This window comes from Streptomyces sp. AP-93 (genome assembly GCF_022808175.1).
Taxonomy (GTDB): Bacteria; Actinomycetota; Actinomycetes; order Streptomycetales; family Streptomycetaceae; genus Streptomyces.
Genome location: NZ_JALGBX010000023.1, coordinates 101,550 through 122,810 on the forward strand (window position 1 = coordinate 101,550; position 21,261 = coordinate 122,810).

The following is a 21,261-nucleotide window of genomic DNA, read 5'->3' on the forward strand; positions in this document are numbered from 1 at the left end:
GCGCTCACGCCCCACACCGTACGCACCCTGGGTGCCCGTGCGGGGCATGCGGTCCTCACGACTCGCGGGCGTCGCCCGTCCCGCGCAGGCGACTGTGCGCGAATTCCCTCATTCCGTCGGCGAAGGCGATCTCGGCGTGCCAGCCCAGCTCGCCGGTCAGCCGCCGCAGCAGGCCCGGCTCCCGGCCGGCCAGTGCCTCCAGCGCCACCGTATTGGCCGCGGCCACGTCACGGACGTGCACGAAGTCGCGCCGCTGCCCGCCGTCCTCGAACACGCGCGGCGCCTCGCCCCGGGCGAGCGCCGACCGGAAGAACGAAGCCACACCCGCGTAGGGGGTGTCGCGCGGCAGCCCCGGCCCGTACACATTGTGGTAGCGCAGCGCCACCGCCCGGCCGCCGCACGCCCGCGCCCAGGCGGGGGCCAGATGCACCTGGGCCAGCTTGGTCGCGGCGGACGCACTGCGCGTTCGGCCGGCGCGTCCTCGTCGTAGCCGCCCTCCCCGTACACGGCCATCGACCCCGCCAGCAGCAGCTCGCGCACCCCGGTCTCCGTCATGGCCACCAGCAGCATCGCCGCCGCATCCACTCCCCGCAGCGCCCGGGCCAGGGCCGCGCCGTCCCGGACTTCCGCGCGGATCCACTCGACTCCGGCTGATGGGGGCGGCGGGGCCGCCAGATGCGCCGCTGACATGAGCAGGGCATCGAGTACGACGGGTTCATGGCCGCGGGCGGCGCATGGTGGCGATGTCGCGTCCCACCGGTGCCCGCAGGACCGCAGGACGTCGCCGACTTCCGCTTGGGGCCTGTCTGGTTCATGCCCGTGGTGTTGAAAGCCGAGGTCTCCTCAGCTGATCGAGAGGGCCGGACCGGTGACCATGAGGCCCAAGTCGTGGCACGCGTAGGCAAAGAACGCGAACATCACGAGGGCCGCGCCGCCGAGCGCGGTGTCCTTGAGGAACTGTGTCTGCTCCATCTGCTTGGCCTGCGGGTCGCTTTCCTTCCAGAAGCCGTGCATCAGCAGGGCCACCGAGAACGAGAAGGCCGCCAGCGCCAGGGCCCCGATGTCGGCCCACAGGCCGACGGCGACGCTCACCGCGCCCAAGAGCAGGACCAGACCGCTGACGATCGTGGCCGGGACAGCCAGGGGCACTCCGCGGGAAGCGGCATACCCGGCCATCTGCTGGGTCTTGGTCAGGTGTGCCACCGCGGAAGCGGCGAAGAGGCCGACGAACAGCAGGCGGCCGATCAGCACGAGAACGTCCATCATGACCTCCGTAAGGCATCACCATCACCCATGACGCGCAGGCATGGACCGACATACCGTTTATGCCCGCTTTATCCCGCTTCACTCGCCCGACCCAGCCCGCCACCGGAGCCGGACAGCTCAATGGTGCAGGTGTGGCCGGCCACCGGGGGCTTCCGCGCCGGGCGTGCTGGGTTGCCCGGGGCTGCCCACCCTGGTCCGGGGTGGTTCCGGGGTGGTCCGGGGTGGTGCCGTTCACGTTCCGTAAGGCCACGCGGGCTTGCCACCGCGGTGGCGGCGTGAGTCGATGGAAGTGCAGCCAGCAGAACCTCGGCCCCGCCAGCACGATCAGAGGTCGCTCAGCATGGCCGTCACCAAAGGGACTGTGAACCCCGTTCCGGAGCCCCTGGGCTCCTCCCGCCTCTCGCGGGTGCTGCTGGCCGTCTGCCGTGTCACGGTCGGTCTGCTGTGGATCCAGAACCTTTCCTGGAAGAACCCGCCGCACTTCGGGAACAACACCGACCCCCCGCGCGATCTGTACGCCTGGACCCTGAACGGGGTGGAGCACGAGGTGTTCGCCCCGTGGGCGTGGCTGGTCGAGCACCTGATCATCCCGAACTTCTCGGTGTTCGCCTGGGGGGCCTTCGCCATCGAGGCGTGCCTGGGCGCGTTCTTGCTGGTGGGCCTCGCCACCCGCCTCTGGGCGGTGGTGGGGCTGGTCCAGACGACCGCCATCACCTTCTCCGTACTGAACACGCCGCACGAGTGGTTCTGGTCGTACTTCTTGATGTACGCCGTGCATTTGGCGTTGCTGGCCACAGCGGCCGGGCGCGCCTACGGCGTGGACAGTGCTCTTCGCCCCGTATGGCGGCAGCGAGGCGGCCGATGGTCGCGGGTGCTCCTCGCAGCCTCGTAGATCTGGAGGACGATCCCATGCAGATTCCACGATCCGGTATCGGCCCCACGGCCGCCGGCCTGGGCGTGGGTGCCGCGGCTTGCGCTGTGTTGGGTATCGCCGACGGCCCGCCGTGGCGGATCGTCACGCTCGGCGGGGCTGGGACGCTGGTGCTGCTGATCCTCGCCGCCGTGGCCGTGGCTGCCGGACTCTCGGCGGTGCGGGGGCTGATCACGCTGGCCGGGGCTGGTTTCCTGGCGGCCGCGGTCTTGCAGCTGGTGCAGATCGGCTGGACGGGTGCGAACCTGCTCGGAGGCGACGGTTCCACCGTCGCGCTGCTCCTCGGTTTCGCCGTAGGCCTGCTCGCCCTCGGCCTCGCCCCGGCCCCGGCCCCGGCACCGGCACCGGCACCGGCACCGGCACCGGCACCGAAAACCAGTACGGACGCCTCTGTCCCCGCCACGGGAAGGCATGATCCCGCATGAATCTCGACACCCTGCTGCATCCCGTCCTGGCCACCGCTGCGGAGCACGCCCCGGCCGTGGATGCGGACGGCCGCTTCCCGACCGAGGCGGTATCCGCGCTCATCGGCTCGGGTCTGATGGGCCTGACGCTGCCCGAGCAGGAGGGCGGGCTGGGAGGAGGCCCGCAGGAATTCGCCCGGGCAACCGCCGCACTGGCCGGGGCCTGCGGATCGACGGCCATGGTCTACCTCATGCACGTCAGCGCGGCCATGACCGTGATGTCGGCCCCGCCCCGGGCGCTGCCCTCCGTACTGCGCGGCCTGGCCGGCGGGCAGACGCTCGCCACGCTCGCCTTCAGCGAGCCCGGCTCCCGCTCCCACTTCTGGGCGCCCATCTCCCAGGCCAAACGCAACGGCGGCCCGGATGCCCGGTTCACCGCGGACAAGAGCTGGGTGACCTCCGCCGGTCACGCACAGCTCTACGTCACCTCCGTACAGTCGGCCGACGAGCCCGGCACCGTCGACCTCTACGCCATCGAAGCAGACCGGCCCGGCGTGAGCGTGACCGGCTCATTCCGCGGCCTCGGCCTGCGGGGCAATGCCTCCGCCCCCATGCGGTTCGAGGTGAGCGTCTCGGACACCGCACGCCTCGGTGAGGCGGGAAGCGGCCTGGCCAGGATGACCGAGACGGTCATGCCCTGGTTCAACCTCGGCAACGCTGCCGTCTCCCTCGGTCTGGCCTCCGCCGCCCTGCAGGCAGCCGTGCGGCACACCACAAGCGCGACCCTCCAGCACACCGGGCAGACCCTCGCCGAGCTGCCCACCATCCGCGCCCGTCTCGCCAAGACCTCCCTGCGGCTGGAAGCCGCGAGCGCCTACCTCGCCGCCGCGGCGGCGAGCATGGCCGCACCCGACGAGCAGACCCCCCTGTACGTCCTGGGCGTCAAGGCCCTGGCCAATGACACCGCCCTGACCGTCACCGACGACGCCATGCGGGTGTGCGGCGGCGCCGCCTTCTCCAACCATCTGGCCATCGAACGCTACTTCCGCGACGCCCGCGCCGGCCACGTCATGGCCCCCACCGCAGACGCCCTCTACGACTTCTACGGCAAGGCCATCACCGGCCAGCCGGTGTTCGGCTGAACCCCGCCACCCGTCCGAAGGAGAGGCACTATGGAACCGCTGGTGGTCGGCGCCGTGGCCTACACCCCCAACGTCGTGCCCATCTGGGAGGGCATCCGCGACTACTACCGCACCGGCCCCGTCGAGATGGACTTCGTTCTGTTCTCCCACTACGGCCGCCAGGTCGACGCACTGGTCGCCGGGACCATCGACATCGCCTGGAACACCAACCTCGCCTGGGTCCGCACTGTCCTTCAGACCGGCCACCGCGCCCGTGCACTCGCGATGCGCGACACCGACCTGACCTTCCGCAGCCATCTCGTCTGCCGCGCCGGAGCCGGCCTTCGCGGACCCGAAGACCTCAAGGGCCGCCGCCTGGCGCTGGGCAGCCGAGACTCCGCACAGGCCGCCATCCTCCCCCTGCACTACCTGCGCCGCGAAGGCATCGCCAATGGTGACATCGAACTCCTGCGCATCGACAGCGACCTGGGAAAACACGGCGACACCGGCCGCAGCGAACTCGACGCCATCCGCGCCGTCCTCGACGGCGACGCCGACGCCGCCGCCATCGGCATCAACACCTGGGAATCCATCGGCCGGGACGAGCTGATGCCCGACGCCCTGGAATCGTTCTGGACCAGCCCCACCTACTGCCACTGCAACTTCACCGCCCTCGACACCCTCGCCGAAGAGCGGGCCGACGCCTGGACCAACCACCTCCTGGGCATGGACTGGAACGACCCCGAGCACCGCCGCATCATGGAACTGGAAGGCCTGCGCCGCTGGGTACGCCCGCAGCTCGACGGCTACACCGACCTCTTCCAAGCGGTCGCAGAACAGGAGATCGCACTCCGATGGTGATCCTCGACCTCGTCGAGAGGCTCTCCGCCACCGCGGAAGGCGACACCATCACGCTCCCCCTCACCTCACCCCACGACGCCGCGCTCGCCGCCGCATGGTGTGATCGCACGGGCAACACCCTCATCACCGCGGATGAAGCCGGCATCACGGTCCGTAGGGGACGCCCGCCGGACCCGATCGCCGCCCTGCCCGCCGATCGCCGCCCCGGAGCCCGGCTGTGGCTCTACACCAACTTCGACTGCAACCTCGCCTGCGACTACTGCTGCGCACGGTCCTCCCCCCAGACCGACCGGCGCGCCCTCGGCCTGGACAAGATCCGCCAGATCGCGAAAGCCGCCCCCGCAGCCGGGGTCAGCGAAATCCTCCTCACCGGCGGGGAACCCTTCCTCCTCCCCGACCTCGATGAGATCGTCACCGCCTGCACCGCCGCCCTGCCCACCACACTGCTCACCAACGGCATGCTCTTTCGCGGGCACCGGCTCCAGATCCTCCAAGCCATGCCCCGCGACCGCCTCACCCTGCAGATCAGCCTCGACTCCGCCACCCCCGACCTGCACGACTCCCACCGAGGCGCCGGCACCTGGACCAAAGCCGTCGCCGGCATCCGCACCGCACTCGCCGAAGGCTTCACCGTGCGGGTGGCCGCCACCCTCACCACCGACGACCGGCACGAAGAGCGAGAACTACGTGCCTTCCTCGACACCCTCGGCATCCCACGCGAACACCAGGTCGTCCGCCCCCTCGCCCACCAAGGCGCCGCCGGCGACGGCCTGGAGCTCACCATGGAAACACTGGTACCAGAGGTCACCATCACCGCCGACGGCGTCTACTGGCACCCCGTGGCAGCCGACAACGACGAACAACTCGTCACCCGCCACATCCTCCCCCTCAACACCGCCATCGACCTCGTCCAAGAGACGTTCCGCAGCTACCGGCTCAACGCGGAAGCCGCCGCCCGCACCTTCCCCTGCGCCTGAATGACAGCGGCACGCCAGCCCGGCGGGATGCGAGGCGGCTGCCCTCAGCAGTGCAGCGTGAACGAGGCTTCCCCGTGGGATCGGCCGTTGACCTGGAGCTGCACCAGGTGTACGCCCGGGTGGTAGCGCCGCGTGCTGATCGGCTTGAAGGAGTGTCTGCGTGTCGCGCGCCACGTCTCGCCGGGTGCCAGGGATCGCGTGGTGAGTTTGAAGACCTTGGGGGTGCGGGTCCCGTTGGCCTTCATGTGGTGGATGACGTAGTCGACGACGAGGTGAGCGGTCTGGTCGTGAGTGTTGGTCACCGAGTAGTCGAACAGCAGATAGTCGCCGACCCGGAGCTCTGAGGTGTGGACGTGCGGGCCCTCGACAGCGACAGGACTGTTCGGGGAGTGGCCGAGCAGCGTGAGGGCCCCGGCGTGGCCGGACTTGATCAGGGTGCGCAGGCCGTGCCGTACCAACCGGGTCGTCGTCGGTGCCGGGTCGCTCAGCCAGCGCGCCGCGACACCAGCGGCGATGTCGGGGTGGTCACGGCTGATGTCGTTGAGGTGGTTGGCCACTGATCTGCGGACGTACTCGGAGTCATCCCGGTACAGCGCGTCGAGCAGGGGCAGCGCCGGTGTCGGATCCGCGATCAGCTCCGGGAGCTGGGGCGCCCAGGGCAGTCTTGGCCGCGTGCCCTCACTGGCCAGTCGGCGGACGTGGAGGTCGGGATGCGCGGTCCACGGCGTCATGACCCGGAGCGCGCGTTCCAGGTCGGCACGGAGGAAGGGCCGGACGGCGATCTCCGCGGTCAGGCGCGGGGTGAGTTCCGCCAGCAGGGCGAGCGCCGGTTCGAAGGCGTCCCGGCCCCGTACGGCGACGGCCTCGGTGACAGGGAAGATCATCCATCCGGTGAAATCGCTGTCCCGCAGTGCGGCGCGCAACACGTTCGCGAAGGCCGGGTAGTCCGCCGGAAGATCAGCCAGGACGGCATTTCTGATCAGGGCGACACGCTCGGTGAAGCTCAGCCCGTCCAGGACGGCGCCGCACCCCCGGGTCTCATGCGCCGTGATCCCGTCACCGGCTCGGGTAAGGCATCGGGCGAGGTCGGCGACGGTGTCCGCGCCGAGTAGTTCGTCTGCCGAGGGCACGGCGTCATTCTCCTTGATCTCGGGGGCTATGCGGTGTGCAGCACCTGAGCGTGCCGCATCTCGTGCACGGTACCGATTCGGCTGAAGAAGCCCTGTGCCCGGGGGTCGGCCGGCATTTCCTTGGCCGCGCGTTCGGCGACGGCGGCGGACGACCAGATGATGAAGTCCAGGACGGTGCCGTCGTCGAACTGGGCGAGGTGGGCGCCCTGGAAGCCGTCGCCGTACTGCTCCTTGAGCAGTTCGACGAGCTGCTCTCGGTGGGCGGTGAGGGCGGCGGGGTCGTCGGTGTCGAACCTGACGTACTCGATGGTTGCACTCATGGCATCACCCTTCGTCGGCCACGTGACTCACGGACTTGGTGGATCAAATCCGTGAGCAGAAGTTATCACGGGTTCACCGACCTGAATCCAGTAGATTGAGAGGCATGACCATCCGGGACCTGCAGGAAATGCCGTGGATCGGCGAGGACCCGGTCCTCGACCTGGCCAACACCGTCGTCGTCGGCGCAGGCCCGGGGCGCGGCGACGTCGACTTCCTCGCCGATCGGGAACTCACCAGGCGGTGGCGCGCCCGCGCCGCCGACCGCAGATTGGCCGCCCTCTCCTTGGAGGAGCTGGAGCGTCTGCGTGGGTTGGTCCGCGACGCGCTGGACGCGACAGCCGGACAGCGGCCGCTCACCGACAGCCTGCGGACCCGCCTGAACGAACTCGCCTCGTCCGCCCCCGTCGTCTTCCGGATGACCGGCGACGGCCTGCTCGCACAGCAGGAACGGGGTGGCAGCGCCGACGCCGTCGTCGCCCGCGAGACGCTCGTCCTGGCCGCGGGTCCGGACCGTCAGCGGGTGCGGCGCTGCCACGCCCCCAGTTGCGGCATGTTCTTCCTGGCCAGGCGCCGTGACCAGGCATGGTGTTCTCTCGGCTGCGGCAACCGGGCGAGGTCCACCCGGCGCCAGCCACGAGATACGGGAACCCACAGCTGATGAGACAAGAGAACCCAAAGTCAGGTTGTGCCACCAGACTTTCTACGCGGAGACCGACGACCTGCTGAAGGGTTCGCCCCAGCTTGCTCCGTGGCGGCCGACGGTGGGTATCGACCCGAAACTCACCGACGTCGAGCTGGTCACGCTCGCGATGATGCAGGCCATGCTCGGCTCGCCTTCGCCCTGACCGGAGCCATGACGCACCTCCTGGCGACATCCGTCCCTCATCCTCATCCCCTTCCCGTACGGCAGGTGGACGGGACGACCTCGTGGAAGGCGCTCGCGGGGAAGAACACGATGGTGTCGTGCTCGGACTCGATGGTGCGGTCGGACTCCGCCGGCTGACCCCCACCCTCGCGGAGCAGGGTGTCGTACAGCCGGAGTTGGCCGCCGTCGAAGCGACGGGGCTTGTGGTGGAGCTCGTACACCGCCGACAGGCCGTGCCGACGTCACGGACCCGTGAGGCGTTGGCGTGGATGCCGTAGTGGCCCCCCTCACCGTGCGCCGTCAGGACCGTCAGGGTGTCTGTGTGCCCCTGATTCTCACGATGCCCGAAACCCCGGCGGCGACACCGTTCGCCATCAGCCCCCGGTGCGGCACGACTACCTGGCCGGAACACGCCGATACCGCACCCGCCACGGCCGGGTCCCGGGGGCGGCCGTGGCGGGGATGCGGGGGCCAATGGTCGAGCGGCCGCTCCCGAGGGCCAAGGGCAGGGCACCCGTCAGCCCGTCAGCCCGTCAGGGACCTCCACATGGTCAGGGGTCGGTCCTCGACCGTGATCTGGTCCTCGTGGCCGTGGCCGTCGCGGATCACGATGATCCGGTACTGGTCCTGGTGGAACACCCAGAACAGACTCATTCCGTTGATCCGCTGCATGTCCGGGACCGCGAGGAATTCGTCGACCCGTGTGATCCCGGTCAGTGATCGCCACAGGTCGAGCCCTCGGTCGCCGCGCTCGAGGGCGTCCTGGTGCATCCTGCCGTCGGCGACCGAGATGAGCCGGTAGACCTGACGACCCATGAGGGTGTGGAAGACCCAGTAGTGGCTCTTGCCGTTCACCCGCTGCATGTCGGGCACGGGCAGGAAGGCGTCCACCCTTTCGATGCCGCTGAACGAGGCCCAAGCGGAGAGCGAACGGTCCGGCAGGTCGGTCCCGGCCGCCTGCTCGGGTGGGAGCCCGGACTCGACGCCGTCGGCGATCCAGATCCGCCGGTAGACCTGCCGGCCCTCGACGGTGTGGAACAGCCAGAACCGGCTGCGGCCATTGATCCGCTGTTCGTCCGGGACGGGCAGGACCGCGTCGACCTTCGTCACCCCGGCGTAGCACGGCCACATGGTCAGCGGCCGGTCGGGGCGTTCGCGGACGTCCGTGTGCTCGTCCCCGTCGGCGATGGAGACGGTCCGGCAGACGGCGCCGTCGCTGCCCGCCCCATACGCCCAATACCAGCTCTTGCCCTTGTCCCGTTGCATGTCGGGGATGGGCAGGAAGGCGTCGGTCGGCCGGACGACCGCGGGCGGCTTGTCGGTGAGCCGGCCGTCACCGAGCAGCCGCAGCAGGGTCAGCGAGGGAGCGAAGGCGTAGACGGACCCCTCGGTGAAGACGAACTGGCTCAGGCTCAGCTGTGTGGTCTTGCCGGGGGTCTCGTAGCTGAGCTTGCCGGCGGCGCCGACCATTCCGTCGGGGCCGGGCTTGTTGGTCCTGTTGGGTGGAAAGTCCGGGCTGTCGATCCACGCCTTCTGGATGAACTCGAACTGCTGCACAAGGTCCGACTGGTAGCACACGAAGAGCAGACCGCGCTTCTCGTCGGGCCCTCCGGGGCCCTCCGAGGCGGGGTCGAAGGGCGCGCCGTACGGGGCGCCGCGACGGATGATCCGGCGGCGGTCCATCACCGGGTTCTCGTCGAACGGCCGGTCGCCGGGCTTCTCCTGCAGGCCGTCCCGGGGGTTGGTCTTGCGCAGGTGTGAGAAGAGCGGGGTGATGAAGCCCTCGGGGTCGTTGCGGTAGCCGAAGTCGTTGTCCTCGCCGGCCAGCGCGCTGGAGGGCCGGTCGGCATTCGGGCACGTGGCGACGGGGGTGCCGGACCGCCACCGGCCGACGAGGCGGGCCGCCAGCCACTCCGTGGTGGCCTCGGGCGGCACCACCTTGGCCTGCTTGAGCGCCTTCAGCTGCCCGGCGACCTGGAACCAGAAACCGGGGACGTCCTGGCCGAGCCGGCGCACCACCTGGAAGCTGCCGTTGTCAGCCCAGTCGGGCGTCTCGTGCGGCACGCCACCGACCCGGTCGTGCCCGACGACGAACTCGCCGGGCGGGATCAGCCGGGTGCCGTGATGTCCCTTGACGTACTCGCGCTTGACGGGGTCCGGCTCGTCGAAGCCGATGACACCGGGCTCGCTGACGCCGTCCTTGAAGCCGAAGTGCTCCTTCCCCCTCCGGCTGCCGAGCAGGGTGGCGGCGTCCTGCTGGAACACGATCACGATCTTGGCCGCGGCGCACGCCTCGCGCTGCTGTCTGACCGTCGCCTGGAGGTCCTGGACGGTGTCCGAGGCGACGGTGAGCACGGCGTGGACGACCTGGCCCTTGCCGTTGCCGAAGAGCCACACCTCCGGCGAGCTGTCGCCGGTGTCCCCGAGCGCCCGCTTGTCCGAGCCCTGCTTGAAGGCCTCCATTCCGCTGCCGGGCTTGACGGAGGGCAGCGGATCCTTGCCGGTCAGCTGCCGCAGGCCCTCGTAGGTGAAACTGACATTGATCCAGGTGGCCTTCAGCGCCTTCGGGTCGTCGCCGGCCGAGGCCTTCCTGGCCTTGCTGAAGGCGGCGTTGAAGACGGCCACCTGCCGCGTCGTGGAGATCTGCGGTTCCAGCGCCTTGACCCAGGTGCGCGCCCGCGCCGCGTCCTCGAACTTGAGGAACAGCAGGGTCATCTGGTCCTTCTTGAAGCCGGCGATCACATCACCCTGGATGTCGTCGCTCTCACGCAGCTTGAGATCGTCCACCATGCTCTCTCCAGAAGATCGACACCTCCACGCCGATGCTGCGCAGAGTAATCAACAACGTATGCGGCACTCCCACTCCCTCCCGTCCTCCGACTGGCCGATTACGCCGACCGCCTCCCATTCACGCCCCGAATGCGCTGGTAGATGGCGTGCAGAAACCTTTTGGTTGGCCGGAGTCACCCGCCTGCACGTCTCGGGGTGACAGCCGACCGGCGCGCCTCAACACTGAAGATCGTCACTGTGCGTGAACATGTGGCAGTCCTGGCGCAGCACGTGTCAGCCGACGTGTCCCCCAGTCGGAGCGCTGTGCCTTCCTCTCGCCTGCAAGGAGTGCCATGTCCCGCAGCAATCCGCGCCTACCCGCCCGCCGGAGGCTCGCCACGGCGATCTCCGTCTGCGCCGCCACCGCGATGGCCTTGTCCATGGCCCTGGCATCGGCAGGCCCCGTACTCGCCCACACGGGTCACGGAGACGAGAGCGACGCCGTCCCGTACGGCCCCGCCTCCCGGGCGGCGAGCGCACCGGTCACCGTCGACCCGGAGGAGGCCGCGACACTCGGCAAGGAACACGCCGAGGAGCACGCCCGCACCCGAATGGCCATGGCCGGCGTCGGCGAGTACCCGCAGACCACCCGCACGGAGCGGCTCAAGGCGCTGACCGCCTCCCAGGAGAAGGCCAACGCGTCCTTCGACGCCGCCGAGTTCGGCCGGTTCCGGGAGTACTTCCAGTCCCCGGACTTCGCGGCCCACATCGCGCTGCTGCCCACCGGCAAGGTCCTGCTGTTCTCCTTCGAACGGATCGAGACCAACCCGCAGAATGAGCCCGCCCCCACCCAAACCATCGGCAAGGAGAACGCCGGCCGCGCCTGGATCTGGGACCCCGCCAAGGGGACCGGCGCCGGCGCGTTCACCGAGAAGAAGCCGCCGGTCATCAACATGCCCGACGGCAAGAACGAACCCCGCCCGGCCCCGTTCTTCTGCGCCGGCCACTCCTACCTGCCCAACGGCATGCTCGGCGTCTTCGGCGGGAACCTCGGCGGCAACGGAGGCAGCGGCGCCAAGCTGTCCCTGGTCTTCGACCCCTGGGCGGAGGAGTGGTACCTGAACAAGGACATGTCCGTCGGCCGGTGGTACCCGAGCGTGGTCACCGGTGCCGACGGACGCCAGGTGATCATGTCCGGTCAGTCGGAGCTCGGCTGGGGCACCCCCACCCCGGTCGTCGAGCGCTTCCCCGCCGCGACCCAACAGGTGCCCTTCGAGAAGTCGGTCAAGCCGATCGGCTGGGGAGTGGACCAGCTCAAGACCGAAGCCCCCTTCAAGTGGGACTACCCGCAGTTGTTCTCGCTGCGTGACGGCAAGATCTACGGACTCGGCCGTTCCGTGGACCAGCAATGGCTCTTCGACACCGTCGCCGACACCAAGACCGACCTGCCGAACCGCCCGGACATCAACAAGGGCAAGCCGGGCCCGGACGGCGGGGAGTGGAGGCGCAACTACGGCTCCGCGGTCCCCCTGCCGGCCGGTTTCAGAGGCCCCGACTCGGTCCTGGTCCTCGGCGGCGACCGCAACGACCCGAACACCTACCGTCTGGCCGGCGGCAAGTGGAACACCGAGAAGCCCCGCGCCTTCGGCCGTACCCAGGACGACACTCTGCTCCTGCCGAACGGCAACCTGCTCACCGTCAACGGTGCCTTCGACATCCGCGACTACGGCAACGGGCCGTACAACCCCAACGCCGACCTCAAGTACCGCCAGGTCGAACTGCGCGATGAGAACGGCGACTGGAGGCTCGGCCCCGTCCAGCGGCTTCCGCGCGGCTACCACTCCAACGCCGTGGTCCTCCCGGACGGCCGAGTCATGGTCACGGGCGACGAGCTCCAGCAGCTCGCCAACGACCCCGACATCACCGACAACAACAACGGCAGCATCGAGATCTACGAGCCCGCCTATCTCCACCAGGGCAGCCGCCCCGCGCTCGGCCTGATCTTCAACCCCAGCGTCGCCTACAACGAGAAGATCACGGTCAGCACCAGCACGCCGGGCGACGTCACCCGCGCCGTCCTGCTGGCCCCGACCACCGCCACCCACTCGATCAACACCAGCCAGCGTCACCTCGAACTGCGCATCAAGAGCCGCAGCGGCAATTTCCTGGAGCTCCAGGCCCCACCGACCGCCGCCTCGGCCCCGCCCGGCCACTACATGCTCTTCCTCCTCAACGAGGAGGGCGCACCGAGCAAGGCGGGCTGGATCCAGCTCAAGCCCCCGACGGTCGCCGCGGGTGCCACCGCCACGAAGGCGAAGGCCGGCGGCTGACACCCGCCGGCACCTCCTGGACGAGCCCCCAGCCTGGTCACGGGACACGGCTGGGGGCACTCCGCGCGTACCGCCCACGTGAGCCCCGCTGGCCTCAAGCACGTGGAGTCGGGCGGCGGTCTCCGGGTGTCGGGCAATGGCGATTGAGGTGCGCCTGCGCCCGCGCAGGGGCTACCTCGCAGGAATACTCTGGCCAGAGAGCCTCTGGAACGCCACTCGCACCGCCCCGGCAAGGCACCGTCTCGAATTGCGAGGCAATTCACGCGACTTGCGCCGCCATCCTGCCGCACGACATGGTGAATTCGCTTGCCCAAGGCGGTGGTTGGCCCAAGATCAGGCTCCGCTGGCGAATCCGGTCAGTGCGGCCACGTACTCCTGCGGATGAGTGATGTGGGGGATGTGCCCCGCCCCCTCGATGGTCTGCCGCCTTGCCTGGGGCATGGCTGCGGCCAGCCGGTCGAGGACCCTTGAGAACCACGCTGGACTCTCGGACCCGCGGCTCAGCAACACCGGCATGGTGCAGACGGCGAGTGCGTCGAGGTCGAGCGTGGCCCAGCCGGGGTCGGTCTGCTCGTCCAGCCAGGTGGGGGGCGTGCGTCACGAGCGTGCCGCGGAAATCCTCGGGCAGCTGGTCCCACATACCCGGGCCCAGCGCGATTTCCTCCACGAACAGGCGCGCGCCCTGCTCGTTCTCCCCCTTGCGCAGGTGGTCCATGGCGGCGTCGACGGAGATCATCGTCGGCTGGAGCTCCCTCATGGACTCCGGCTCGTCGGCCACGACGGCGATGAGCGGCGGCTCGTGCAGCGTGAGGCTCAGGAACAGCTCGGGACGGCGTGCGGCCAAGGCGAGCACGATCGACGCGCCGAAGGAATTGCCGGCGGCGTGTACGGGGGCGAGCCCGAGTTGCTCGATCAGCGCGGCGAGATCGTCCTCGTCCTGGCGCCGCGTGCCCTGGCCCGGCACGGTTTCACTGCGGCCATGGCCGCGGCGGTCATAGGCGACCACGGTGAACGAGGCTCGCATGTCGGCCTCGATGGCGGGCTTCCAGCTGGTGTGGTCGTTCCACGACCCGTGGACCCATACGAGCGGGTCGCCCTCGCCGACGAGCTCGTAGTAGAGATCGACACCGTTGGCTCGTACCTGTGGCATGCCATGGCTCCTGAGGGAGAGGAAGGGCGACGGGTTCCAGTGATCACCCGCCACACTGCTCCCTACCAGTCCCGTCCGGCACCACGTCCGCTGCCACGCCGTCATTGGGCAGGGCGGACGCCTCGACCTTGGCGAGGAAGGCAGTGAGGACCTCACGGTAGTGGTCCGGTTCTTCGGCTGAGGGGACGTGGGAGCTCTGCTCGAAGAGGATCCACTCGGCGCCCGGAATGCCGTCCGCCAGGGGACGGACCACCGCGGGGGTCGTGAGGTCGTGGCGGCCGGAGGTGATCAGGACGGGGAGGTCCAGCTCGCCCAGCCGGGGGGTGACGTCCCAGTCCCTGAGGTTGCCGGTGACGTCCCACTCCTCGCCCCACATGATCCCGTACACGTCGTGGTTCAGGTGCGTGAAGGAGCGGATGAGATGGTCGGGCCAGGGGTCCAGGCGGCAGAGCCACCGCTGGTAGAAGGCCATGGTGGCCCCCTCCTCGTCCCGGGCGATGGCGGCCCGTGCGTCGGGCGGTAGGGAGTGCTCGAGTCGGCGGGCCTCGGACTCGTACAGGGCCGCACTGGCCAGGGGGCCGGCCAGGGTGAGGCTGGCCAGGCCGACGGGGCGGGTGAGGAGATACTCCAGGGCCACCTGGGCACCGAAGGAGTGGCCCAGGAGGTGCAGCCGCTCCAGCCCGAGGGCCGACCGGACGGCAGCGACCTCTTGGACGAAGGTGTCCATGACCCACAACGCGGGGTCGTCCGGATGGTCGGAGCGCCCGCACCCGAGCTGGTCGTAGAAGATCACTGTCCGGTCGAGTGCCTCCAGGTCGGTCATGTAGTCATGAGGGCAGCCGGGCCCTCCATTGATCACGAGCAGCGGCAGCTCTTCGCCGGGCTCACCCACGATCTTGTACCAGGTGCGAAACCCGTGGAACGGTACGAAACCCTCGGTGACCGCCATGACGCGCCTCCACGCGAGATGGGCACATCCCCCTCATGGAACAGGTCTCGCCATCCCGCTCAAGCGATGTCCGCTGTGAAGACCAAGCGCTCGTTCTCGGCATGCAGCCGGGCACTGGCAAGGGCCCGAAGGCCGGCCCTCGGGATGTGACTCCGACCGTAATCGCCCGGACAGGCCCTTAGTCCGGCCCCGTCCAGTCGAAGGTGATGTGCTTGCTGGACTGGCCTTCCCGGCTCCAGTGGAAGCCGAAGGCATCGGCACGGTCCGCCGTCGAGCGGCCCCAGGTCGCGACCTGGCCCGGCCCGGTCTCCGAGCCCGGCAGGTTGGTCGATTGGACCCGCGCGCCCTCCGGTGTGGTCGGGCCCGTCAGGGGCACCGCGCTCGCCTCGACGCGGCCGGGGATCGTGGCACGCCAGCCGCCCAGGTCCTCGTCCACCTCCACTTGGATGGGTGCGAAGTCCATGCCCCGCATCTCGGCGTCCATCATGGTGACCATTTCGGCGGGCCAGCTGCCCGCCTGGCCCGCGAAGATCATTTGCAAGGCTTCGCGCTGCTCGTTGTCGGCACGCTCGTCGAGGAACACCGCCGCGTACGAGTCGGTGTGCTCCGCCCACACGTTGCCGACGAAGGAGCCGAGCATGAGCACGTTGAGGCCGCCCAGCGGTACGTCGCCGTAGTTGCCCTCGCGGATGTGCCAGGCCAGGATTCCGTCGCATTCACCGTAGGTGGGCAGCTGGGCGAAGGAGCAGGGGCAGGGAACATTGCACCTGCACGTGTCGAACCAGTCTCCGGCCGCATGCCATCTCGGGACGGTCGCTGTCGTCTCGGACATCTCATCGCCTCCATATGGCCCCGCGCCGGGCAGGGAACACGTGGTCGGCAATGCCCCGCCGGACATCACCACAGGCGCTCGACGGCACGGGTCATCACGTCAATTCTCCCCCTGCTGCCGCGATGGGCAAAGCCGAGCCCGCCGGGGCCGAGATGATCTGTACACCCGTGGCGGGCACGCCTAGCCTTGAAGGGAAGGGCTGGCTCCGCGGACCGGAACAGCGTCCGCTGGGGCGAGTCGGAGATGAACGCTGCCATCGCGCTGGACAGAACCCCTGATCTGGGCAGCGGGGTGACGTATGCCGCCGCTGTCGGGGGCAGCCCCGGCTCCATGGCCTGCAGCGTGCCCACCTCGTCGTCCGCGCGCTCCCCACCCGCCACTCTCGACGCCGGCGTCGTCCGCGCCGTCGGACGGCGGAACCCATCCAGCGATCGGGAGCAGTCATGACGTGGAGTATCTCGGGCAACTACCTGGCTGGTTGTTCATGCGCAATGGTCTGCGGGTGTGCCGTCGACGCGAAGCCGCACGACCCGCAAGGACGCGAGGAATGTCTCGGGTGCGCCGCATTCCATGTGGCGGACGGGCGCTTGGACGACGTTGACCTGTCCGGGGTGACGTTCGCCTTCTACAACCACTTCCCCTCCAACCTGACGGCCGGGAACTGGAAGGTCGGCATCGTCGTCGACGAGGGTGCCAGCGACGCGCAAGTCGACGCCATTGAGCGCATTCTGTCCGGACGTGAAGGCGGTGCGTTCGGTGAACTGTCGCAGTTCTACGGCGAGTACCTCGGCGTGGAGCGGGCGAGTGTCTCCCTGTCGGACGGAGAGAAGCCGCGGCTCAGCGTCGGTGGGAAGACGGAGCTCGCGTTCGAGCCTCTTCGCGGTCCCGACGGTGGGCCCACCACGATGAAGAACGCGATGTTCGGATTCTCCCCCGAGTTCACCCTGGGGCGTACGACCGGCACTTCGAGTGCCTTCGGCCTGTCCTTCGAGCCGGTGTACGGCGAGCAGTCCGACTACACGTTCTCCAGCGAGCAGCCCGAGGGCGCGCCCGTAGGTCGGTAGCGGCATCGGCCAGTACGTCGAACACGGGAGGAGGACGGTTCGGTCACGGCTTCGGGCGACGCCGACGAGGCCGCCGCTCAGAGCGGGCCCGTCATCTGGTTCATCTCCTCCATCGGCGGAGCGTCCTGGAGGCCCGGCAGCAGCCAGTCCTGGAAGGGAGCGAGAGCGGCCAGGACGAGGAAGGCGATCCCGACGGCCCAGGTGAGCCAGGGGCCCTGCCTCCAGAGCTTCTCCAGGAAGATCACCGCGGCCACGGCCGCCATCGCGGCCACGTTCATGAAGCCGAGCGGGATCAGGACGATCATCAGCCCCCAGCAGCAGCCGACGCAGTACAGCCCGTGATGCGCGCCGACCCGCAGATCCTTCGCCCATGGCCGGAACCGCGAGTACCGCAGCAGCTGGAACATGGGATTGCGGCAGTGTCGCAGGCAGACCCGCTTCAGCGGTCCGAACTGATGCAGCCCCGCGAGGAGGAACGCCCCGGCCCCGATCCAGCGCCCCGCCCCCGGATTGCCCTCCACCAGGTTCCCGGTCACCGCCAGGGCGCCGTACGCGAGCAGCCCGAAGCCGGTCCAGGCCAGCAGGTAGCCGCTGACGAACTCGGCGATGTGCAGCGCGCGGACCGCGGGACCCGCCGGGCGGCGGCTGATCCCCCGTATCCAGGTGATGGCGACCGGGGCCACCGACGGCAGCATCATCGCCGCCATCATGACCACCCACAGCAGCAGGAAGAGCGGCAGCGCCAGGCCCATGGTGCCGGGCTCCATCCCCATGTGGCGGGCCTGCCCGATCGTGAGCACCCACGCGAGTACGGCGATCAGCACCATCAGCGTCCAGCCGGCCGCCAGATCACGCCGGGGCAGAAGGACTCCGGGCCGGGTCGGCGCGGGTGCGGCGAGATGGACGTGCGGCATGGCGGGCCTCCCAGAGGGGCCGTTGCCCGAGGAACATCTCCAGCTCAGCACAGAACTCGCGGGTCAGCGATGCAGCGGCCGGAAGCGGCGCAGCCGCAGGCTGTTGGTGACGACGAAGACGGACGAGGAAGCCATCGCTGCGCCGGCGATCATCGGGTTGGGCATGCCGAGGGCGGCCAGCGGCAGGGCGGCGACGTTGTAGGCGAACGCCCAGAACAGGTTGGCCTTGATCGTACGGAGAGTGCGGCGCGCCAGCCTGATGGCGTCACCGGCGGCCCGCAGGTCACCCCGTACGAGCGTCAGGTCGGAGGCGGCGATCGCGGCATCGGTGCCGGTGCCCATGGCCAGTCCCAGGTCGGCCTGGGCGAGCGCGGCCGCCCCGTTGACGCCGTCGCCGACCATCGCCACCACGCGGCCCTGCTCCTGCAGACGCCGGATCTCGGCGACCTTGTCCTCGGGGTGGACCTCGGCGACGACCCGGTCGATGCCGACCTCGGCGGCCACCGCGCGGGCAGCCGCCGCGCTGTCGCCGGTCAGCAGGACCGGGGTGAGCCCGAGCCGCTTGAGGTCCGCGACCGCCTCGGCGCTCGTCGCCTTCACGGTGTCGGCGACCACCAGAGCGGCCCGCACCTGCCCGTCCCAGGCGGCGAAGACCACCGTGCGTCCCTCGCGCTGCGCCGCGTCCCGGGTCCCACTACAACGCCGACGCTCCACAGATAGGCGGCCAGCACACCCAGAGACACCAGGGTGTCCATCGTCGCCGACCCGTGCCGCAGGTTCAGGGCGGCCGCCCGGTGGAACGGCCAGGCGCCCCACACGACCACGGGAGTGGCCAGCAGCAGCGCGACCCACGGCCAGCCGTCGAACCGAAGCGCCGGAATCATGGATACGAGGACCACCGGCAGCCCCAGCAGTGCCGAGCCGAACAGCCGCCGCCGAAGCCCGGCGAGGTGGGCGCCCTCGGTGTCCGTCCCGGCTTCCTCCTGCGCGGACTCGCGACCCATCGCCGAGGCCCCGTACCCGATGGCCTCGACCGCACCGATCAGCTGCTCCTGCGACACCTCCGGGTCGTCCCGCGTGACGTGCGCGGTCGCGGTCGCGAGGTTGACCGTCGCGCTCACTCCCGGCAGCTTGGCGAGTTTCCGCTCGACCCGGGCCACACAGGACGCGCAGGTCATGCCGGTGATGGCCAAAGGGCATCCTCGACCTCCAGCGCAGCGGCGAGCAGCCCTGCGGCCTCGTCACCGATCTCCTCGATCAGCACCTCGCGGACATCGACCGCCGTATCTCGGACCTCCAAGCGCTCCGGACGACCCGGCGCGGTGCCCGGGCCCAGGCCGATCAGGCAACGGGCCGAGGGGAGAGCGCCGTGGTCTGCCGGATCATCGAAGGTGCGTCGGCGGCGTCCTGAGCCGCGGAACGCCCGACCGGAATGGCCGGTCAGGCCATGGCCTAGCATGGCGCGCATGTCGCGACGCCTGCCTCCGTCGCTCCGGACGTGGTCCGGAGTGCTGCTGGTGTGCGCGCTCTTCGCCTGTCTGACGGGGCTCGCGCGTCCGGCGATGGCGACCGCGATGACGATGCCGGGGCCGATGGGCGCCTCCCCGCACGTCGCGGTCCGCGGGCACGCCGAGGCTTCGGCCGCCGTCGCGGCGCCGGACCACGGTCGGCGTTGCCCGGTGTCGGAGGAACAGTGCGTCGCGCCGAAGGGCGTCCTCACGCAGGACGGCCCGACGGCGCAGACGCCTGCGATCGTGGCGCACGCGACCGACTGTTCACCCGAGTCGCCGCGCCCCTGGCCCCATGCCCCGCCTCCGGCAGCCGCCCCTCCTGATCTGCACCGGTTGTGCGTGTCACGGACGTGAGGGCCGGCCACCCGCAGGGCTGACGCCCCGCGGGAAGCCACCTTCCCTCACGTCCACTTCGGCGCGCCCTGATGTCCCCGCGCGCGTGCCGTCGTCGCAGAACAGGAGTAACGACGCATGCCGTCGTCCGTCGCTTTGCTGATCACCGGTGCGAGCACCGGTCTGCTCGCCGGTGGCGCCTCGTGCGCCGCCGTACAGGGGGGCCTGCTGGCCGGTGCCGTGACCCGCCGGCGCAGCCCCGACCCGACAGCCGCGCCCGCCGGCATCCTTCGGCCGCGCCCCGCGCGGCAGGCGGATGCCGGCACACCGCTGGCTCCCGTCGGGGCGTTCCTCGCCGGAAAGCTGGTGTCCCATACGGCACTCGGTGCCCTGCTCGGGGTGTTCGGCAGCGCCTTGCAGCCCAGTCCGCGTACCCAGGCAGTGCTGCTGCTCGTGGCCGGGGCCGTCATGGTGCTCTTCGCGCTGGACCTGATCGGAGTCAAGGCCGTGGGGCGGCTGGTGCCGCGCCCGCCGGCATCCTTCGGCCGCCTGATGCGGCGCAGCGCCAGGATCGAATCGCCCATCACCCCTGCCCTGGTCGGATTCGCCACGGTGCTCGTGCCCTGCGGCGTGACCCTGTCCATGGAACTGCTCGCGATCACCTCCGGATCGGCGGTGGCCGGCGCCGCGGTGATGGCCGGGTTCGTACTCGGCACCGCACCGCTGTTCGCCGTACTCGGATACCTGTTCCGGCGCAGCGCCCAGGCTTTGTCGGGCAAGCTGGCCGGGCTCACCGGTGTGGTGGTGCTGACCGTGGCGGCCTGGACCATGATCTCCGCCCTTCAGGCCGGCGGCTGGGTCTCCTTCGGCTCCCCCGGCAAGCAGCAGACCACCGCCACCGGCCCGTTCCTCATGGAAGGCGGCGAGGGCAGCGGCGACGGCAACGGGGGCACGGCGACGGGCGAGGCCGCCCCCGTACGCATCGACGCCTCCGGGGAGCAGACCGTCGTCCTCACCGTGACGGACTTCTACCTCCCCACCCGGTTCACCGCGAAGGCCGGTGTGCCCACCACGCTGGTCCTGCGGGGCAAGGACTCCGGGGGCTGCGCCCGCGCCTTCACCATCCCCGAACTCGGCGTCCAGGAGATCGTCAAGCGGGACGGCGACACCGAGATCGACCTGGGCGCCCGCAAGCCCGGAACCCTGCGCTTCTCCTGCGCCATGGGCATGCAGAGCGGGGCCATCGAGTTCAAGAAGGACCTGTGATGAAGCTGTTCAGCCGTAAGAACAAGCCCGAGGCCGCGACCGGTGAGCAGGTGGTTCTCCTCATCAACGGCATGCACTGCACCAGCTGTGGCCTGCTCATCGACGACGAGTTGGAGGACCTGCCCGGCGTCCGCTCGGCCACCACGGACGTACGAGCCGGACGCAGCGTCGTCCGCCTGGAGGACGGCGCCGGCATCGACACCGCGGCACTTGTCGCGGCAGTTGAGGCAGCCGGGGACTACACAGCGCGCATCGCCGGCTGACACC

General features: G+C 69.9%; 23 protein-coding genes and 3 pseudogenes. 13 read left to right on the plus strand and 13 right to left on the minus strand.

The features are described from left to right. Positions 1-55 precede the first annotated feature (55 nt). Positions 56-690, minus strand: a pseudogene (locus tag MTF69_RS31790) (NAD-dependent epimerase/dehydratase family protein). 153 nt (positions 691-843) lie between these two features. Then, complete coding sequence (locus MTF69_RS31795; protein ID WP_308401480.1) at positions 844-1,266, minus strand: DoxX family protein; 423 nt, start codon at positions 1,264-1,266, stop codon at positions 844-846. A gap of 361 nt (positions 1,267-1,627) precedes the next feature. Here MTF69_RS31795 and MTF69_RS31800 point away from each other — a divergent pair, with 361 nt between their 5' ends. The 5 genes from MTF69_RS31800 to MTF69_RS31820 are packed head-to-tail and all read left to right on the plus strand — an operon-like array spanning position 1,628 to position 5,560. Continuing rightward, entirely contained in the window at positions 1,628-2,158 is a 531-nt protein-coding gene (locus MTF69_RS31800; RefSeq protein WP_243339678.1) for a DoxX family protein, read from the plus strand. Between the two features lie 17 nt (positions 2,159-2,175). Then, positions 2,176-2,622 carry a hypothetical protein gene (locus MTF69_RS31805; RefSeq protein WP_243339679.1) on the plus strand — a complete coding sequence of 149 codons (447 nt, stop codon included), beginning with the start codon at positions 2,176-2,178 and terminating at the stop codon, positions 2,620-2,622. Then, a complete protein-coding gene (locus MTF69_RS31810) occupies positions 2,619-3,743 on the plus strand; it encodes an acyl-CoA dehydrogenase family protein (RefSeq protein ID WP_243339680.1) in 1,125 nt (374 codons plus the stop codon). Before MTF69_RS31805 ends, MTF69_RS31810 begins: the two co-directional genes overlap by 4 nt. 30 nt (positions 3,744-3,773) lie before the next feature. After that, a complete protein-coding gene (locus MTF69_RS31815) occupies positions 3,774-4,583 on the plus strand; it encodes a phosphate/phosphite/phosphonate ABC transporter substrate-binding protein (RefSeq protein ID WP_243339681.1) in 810 nt (269 codons plus the stop codon). Beyond that, on the plus strand, positions 4,577-5,560 hold the full coding sequence (locus MTF69_RS31820; RefSeq protein ID WP_243339682.1) for a radical SAM protein: 984 nt from the start codon (positions 4,577-4,579) through the stop codon (positions 5,558-5,560). Before MTF69_RS31815 ends, MTF69_RS31820 begins: the two co-directional genes overlap by 7 nt. Positions 5,561-5,604: 44 nt before the next feature. On the opposite strand, the gene MTF69_RS31825 is transcribed toward MTF69_RS31820, so the two are convergent. Together MTF69_RS31825 and MTF69_RS31830 are read right to left on the minus strand one after the other, a co-directional pair. Further along, complete coding sequence (locus tag MTF69_RS31825; RefSeq protein WP_243339683.1) at positions 5,605-6,690, minus strand: DNA alkylation repair protein; 1,086 nt, start codon at positions 6,688-6,690, stop codon at positions 5,605-5,607. Between the two features lie 26 nt (positions 6,691-6,716). After that, complete coding sequence (locus tag MTF69_RS31830) at positions 6,717-7,010, minus strand: hypothetical protein (RefSeq protein ID WP_243339684.1); 294 nt, start codon at positions 7,008-7,010, stop codon at positions 6,717-6,719. 104 nt (positions 7,011-7,114) lie between these two features. On the opposite strand from MTF69_RS31830, the gene MTF69_RS31835 reads away from it, so the two are divergent. Both MTF69_RS31835 and MTF69_RS31840 read left to right on the plus strand, forming a co-directional pair. Beyond that, positions 7,115-7,669: an ABATE domain-containing protein gene (locus MTF69_RS31835; protein ID WP_243339685.1), complete on the plus strand. Its 555-nt coding sequence runs from the start codon at positions 7,115-7,117 to the stop codon at positions 7,667-7,669. Between the two features lie 25 nt (positions 7,670-7,694). Continuing rightward, positions 7,695-7,856 carry a hypothetical protein gene (locus MTF69_RS31840; protein WP_243339750.1) on the plus strand — a complete coding sequence of 54 codons (162 nt, stop codon included), beginning with the start codon at positions 7,695-7,697 and terminating at the stop codon, positions 7,854-7,856. A 43-nt stretch (positions 7,857-7,899) separates the two neighbouring features. Here the strand turns inward: MTF69_RS31840 and MTF69_RS31845 are convergent, their stop codons facing one another. Both MTF69_RS31845 and MTF69_RS31850 read right to left on the minus strand, forming a co-directional pair. Continuing rightward, on the minus strand, positions 7,900-8,097 hold the full coding sequence (locus tag MTF69_RS31845) for a hypothetical protein (RefSeq protein WP_243339686.1): 198 nt from the start codon (positions 8,095-8,097) through the stop codon (positions 7,900-7,902). A gap of 304 nt (positions 8,098-8,401) precedes the next feature. Then, positions 8,402-10,666 carry a Dyp-type peroxidase gene (locus MTF69_RS31850; RefSeq protein WP_243339687.1) on the minus strand — a complete coding sequence of 755 codons (2,265 nt, stop codon included), beginning with the start codon at positions 10,664-10,666 and terminating at the stop codon, positions 8,402-8,404. Positions 10,667-10,998: 332 nt separating this feature from the next. Here MTF69_RS31850 and MTF69_RS31855 point away from each other — a divergent pair, with 332 nt between their 5' ends. Next, on the plus strand, positions 10,999-12,975 hold the full coding sequence (locus tag MTF69_RS31855; protein WP_243339688.1) for a galactose oxidase early set domain-containing protein: 1,977 nt from the start codon (positions 10,999-11,001) through the stop codon (positions 12,973-12,975). Between the two features lie 333 nt (positions 12,976-13,308). Here the strand turns inward: MTF69_RS31855 and MTF69_RS43850 are convergent, their stop codons facing one another. The 4 genes and pseudogenes from MTF69_RS43850 to MTF69_RS31870 all read right to left on the minus strand — a co-directional run bounded on the left by MTF69_RS43850 (position 13,309) and on the right by MTF69_RS31870 (position 15,906). Then, positions 13,309-13,491, minus strand: coding sequence for an alpha/beta fold hydrolase (locus tag MTF69_RS43850; RefSeq protein ID WP_374324567.1), 183 nt, complete (start codon positions 13,489-13,491; stop codon positions 13,309-13,311). Continuing rightward, positions 13,421-14,230 (minus strand): annotated as a pseudogene (locus tag MTF69_RS31860) (alpha/beta fold hydrolase); the annotation flags it as partial. The gene MTF69_RS43850 and the pseudogene MTF69_RS31860, both read right to left, overlap by 71 nt. Then, positions 14,169-15,074: a proline iminopeptidase-family hydrolase gene (locus MTF69_RS31865; RefSeq protein WP_243339690.1), complete on the minus strand. Its 906-nt coding sequence runs from the start codon at positions 15,072-15,074 to the stop codon at positions 14,169-14,171. The gene MTF69_RS31865 and the pseudogene MTF69_RS31860, both read right to left, overlap by 62 nt. Positions 15,075-15,252: 178 nt before the next feature. Further along, a complete protein-coding gene (locus MTF69_RS31870) occupies positions 15,253-15,906 on the minus strand; it encodes a DUF1326 domain-containing protein (protein ID WP_243339691.1) in 654 nt (217 codons plus the stop codon). Positions 15,907-16,397: 491 nt separating this feature from the next. Between MTF69_RS31870 and MTF69_RS31875 the strand changes: the two genes are divergently transcribed. Then, positions 16,398-16,970 (plus strand): DUF1326 domain-containing protein, encoded by a 573-nt coding sequence (locus MTF69_RS31875; RefSeq protein WP_243339748.1) that lies wholly within the window; start codon positions 16,398-16,400, stop codon positions 16,968-16,970. A 77-nt stretch (positions 16,971-17,047) separates the two neighbouring features. Here the strand turns inward: MTF69_RS31875 and MTF69_RS31880 are convergent, their stop codons facing one another. From MTF69_RS31880 to MTF69_RS43860, 3 genes and pseudogenes are all read right to left on the minus strand, one after another. Then, positions 17,048-17,884, minus strand: a complete 837-nt coding sequence (locus tag MTF69_RS31880) for a DUF2182 domain-containing protein (RefSeq protein ID WP_243339692.1) — start codon at positions 17,882-17,884, stop codon at positions 17,048-17,050. Between the two features lie 63 nt (positions 17,885-17,947). Beyond that, positions 17,948-18,562: pseudogene (locus MTF69_RS43855) on the minus strand (heavy metal translocating P-type ATPase); the annotation flags it as partial. After that, on the minus strand, positions 18,481-19,062 hold the full coding sequence (locus MTF69_RS43860; RefSeq protein WP_374324571.1) for a cation transporter: 582 nt from the start codon (positions 19,060-19,062) through the stop codon (positions 18,481-18,483). The gene MTF69_RS43860 and the pseudogene MTF69_RS43855, both read right to left, overlap by 82 nt. A gap of 20 nt (positions 19,063-19,082) precedes the next feature. Here MTF69_RS43860 and MTF69_RS43865 point away from each other — a divergent pair, with 20 nt between their 5' ends. From MTF69_RS43865 to MTF69_RS31905, 4 genes are all read left to right on the plus strand, one after another. Beyond that, positions 19,083-19,295: a MerR family DNA-binding protein gene (locus MTF69_RS43865; RefSeq protein WP_374324574.1), complete on the plus strand. Its 213-nt coding sequence runs from the start codon at positions 19,083-19,085 to the stop codon at positions 19,293-19,295. A 55-nt stretch (positions 19,296-19,350) separates the two neighbouring features. Beyond that, positions 19,351-19,749 (plus strand): hypothetical protein, encoded by a 399-nt coding sequence (locus tag MTF69_RS31895; RefSeq protein ID WP_243339694.1) that lies wholly within the window; start codon positions 19,351-19,353, stop codon positions 19,747-19,749. A 117-nt stretch (positions 19,750-19,866) separates the two neighbouring features. Beyond that, entirely contained in the window at positions 19,867-20,994 is a 1,128-nt protein-coding gene (locus MTF69_RS31900; protein WP_243339695.1) for a sulfite exporter TauE/SafE family protein, read from the plus strand. Continuing rightward, positions 20,994-21,257, plus strand: coding sequence for a cation transporter (locus tag MTF69_RS31905; protein ID WP_243339696.1), 264 nt, complete (start codon positions 20,994-20,996; stop codon positions 21,255-21,257). Before MTF69_RS31900 ends, MTF69_RS31905 begins: the two co-directional genes overlap by 1 nt. Positions 21,258-21,261: the final 4 nt, after the last annotated feature.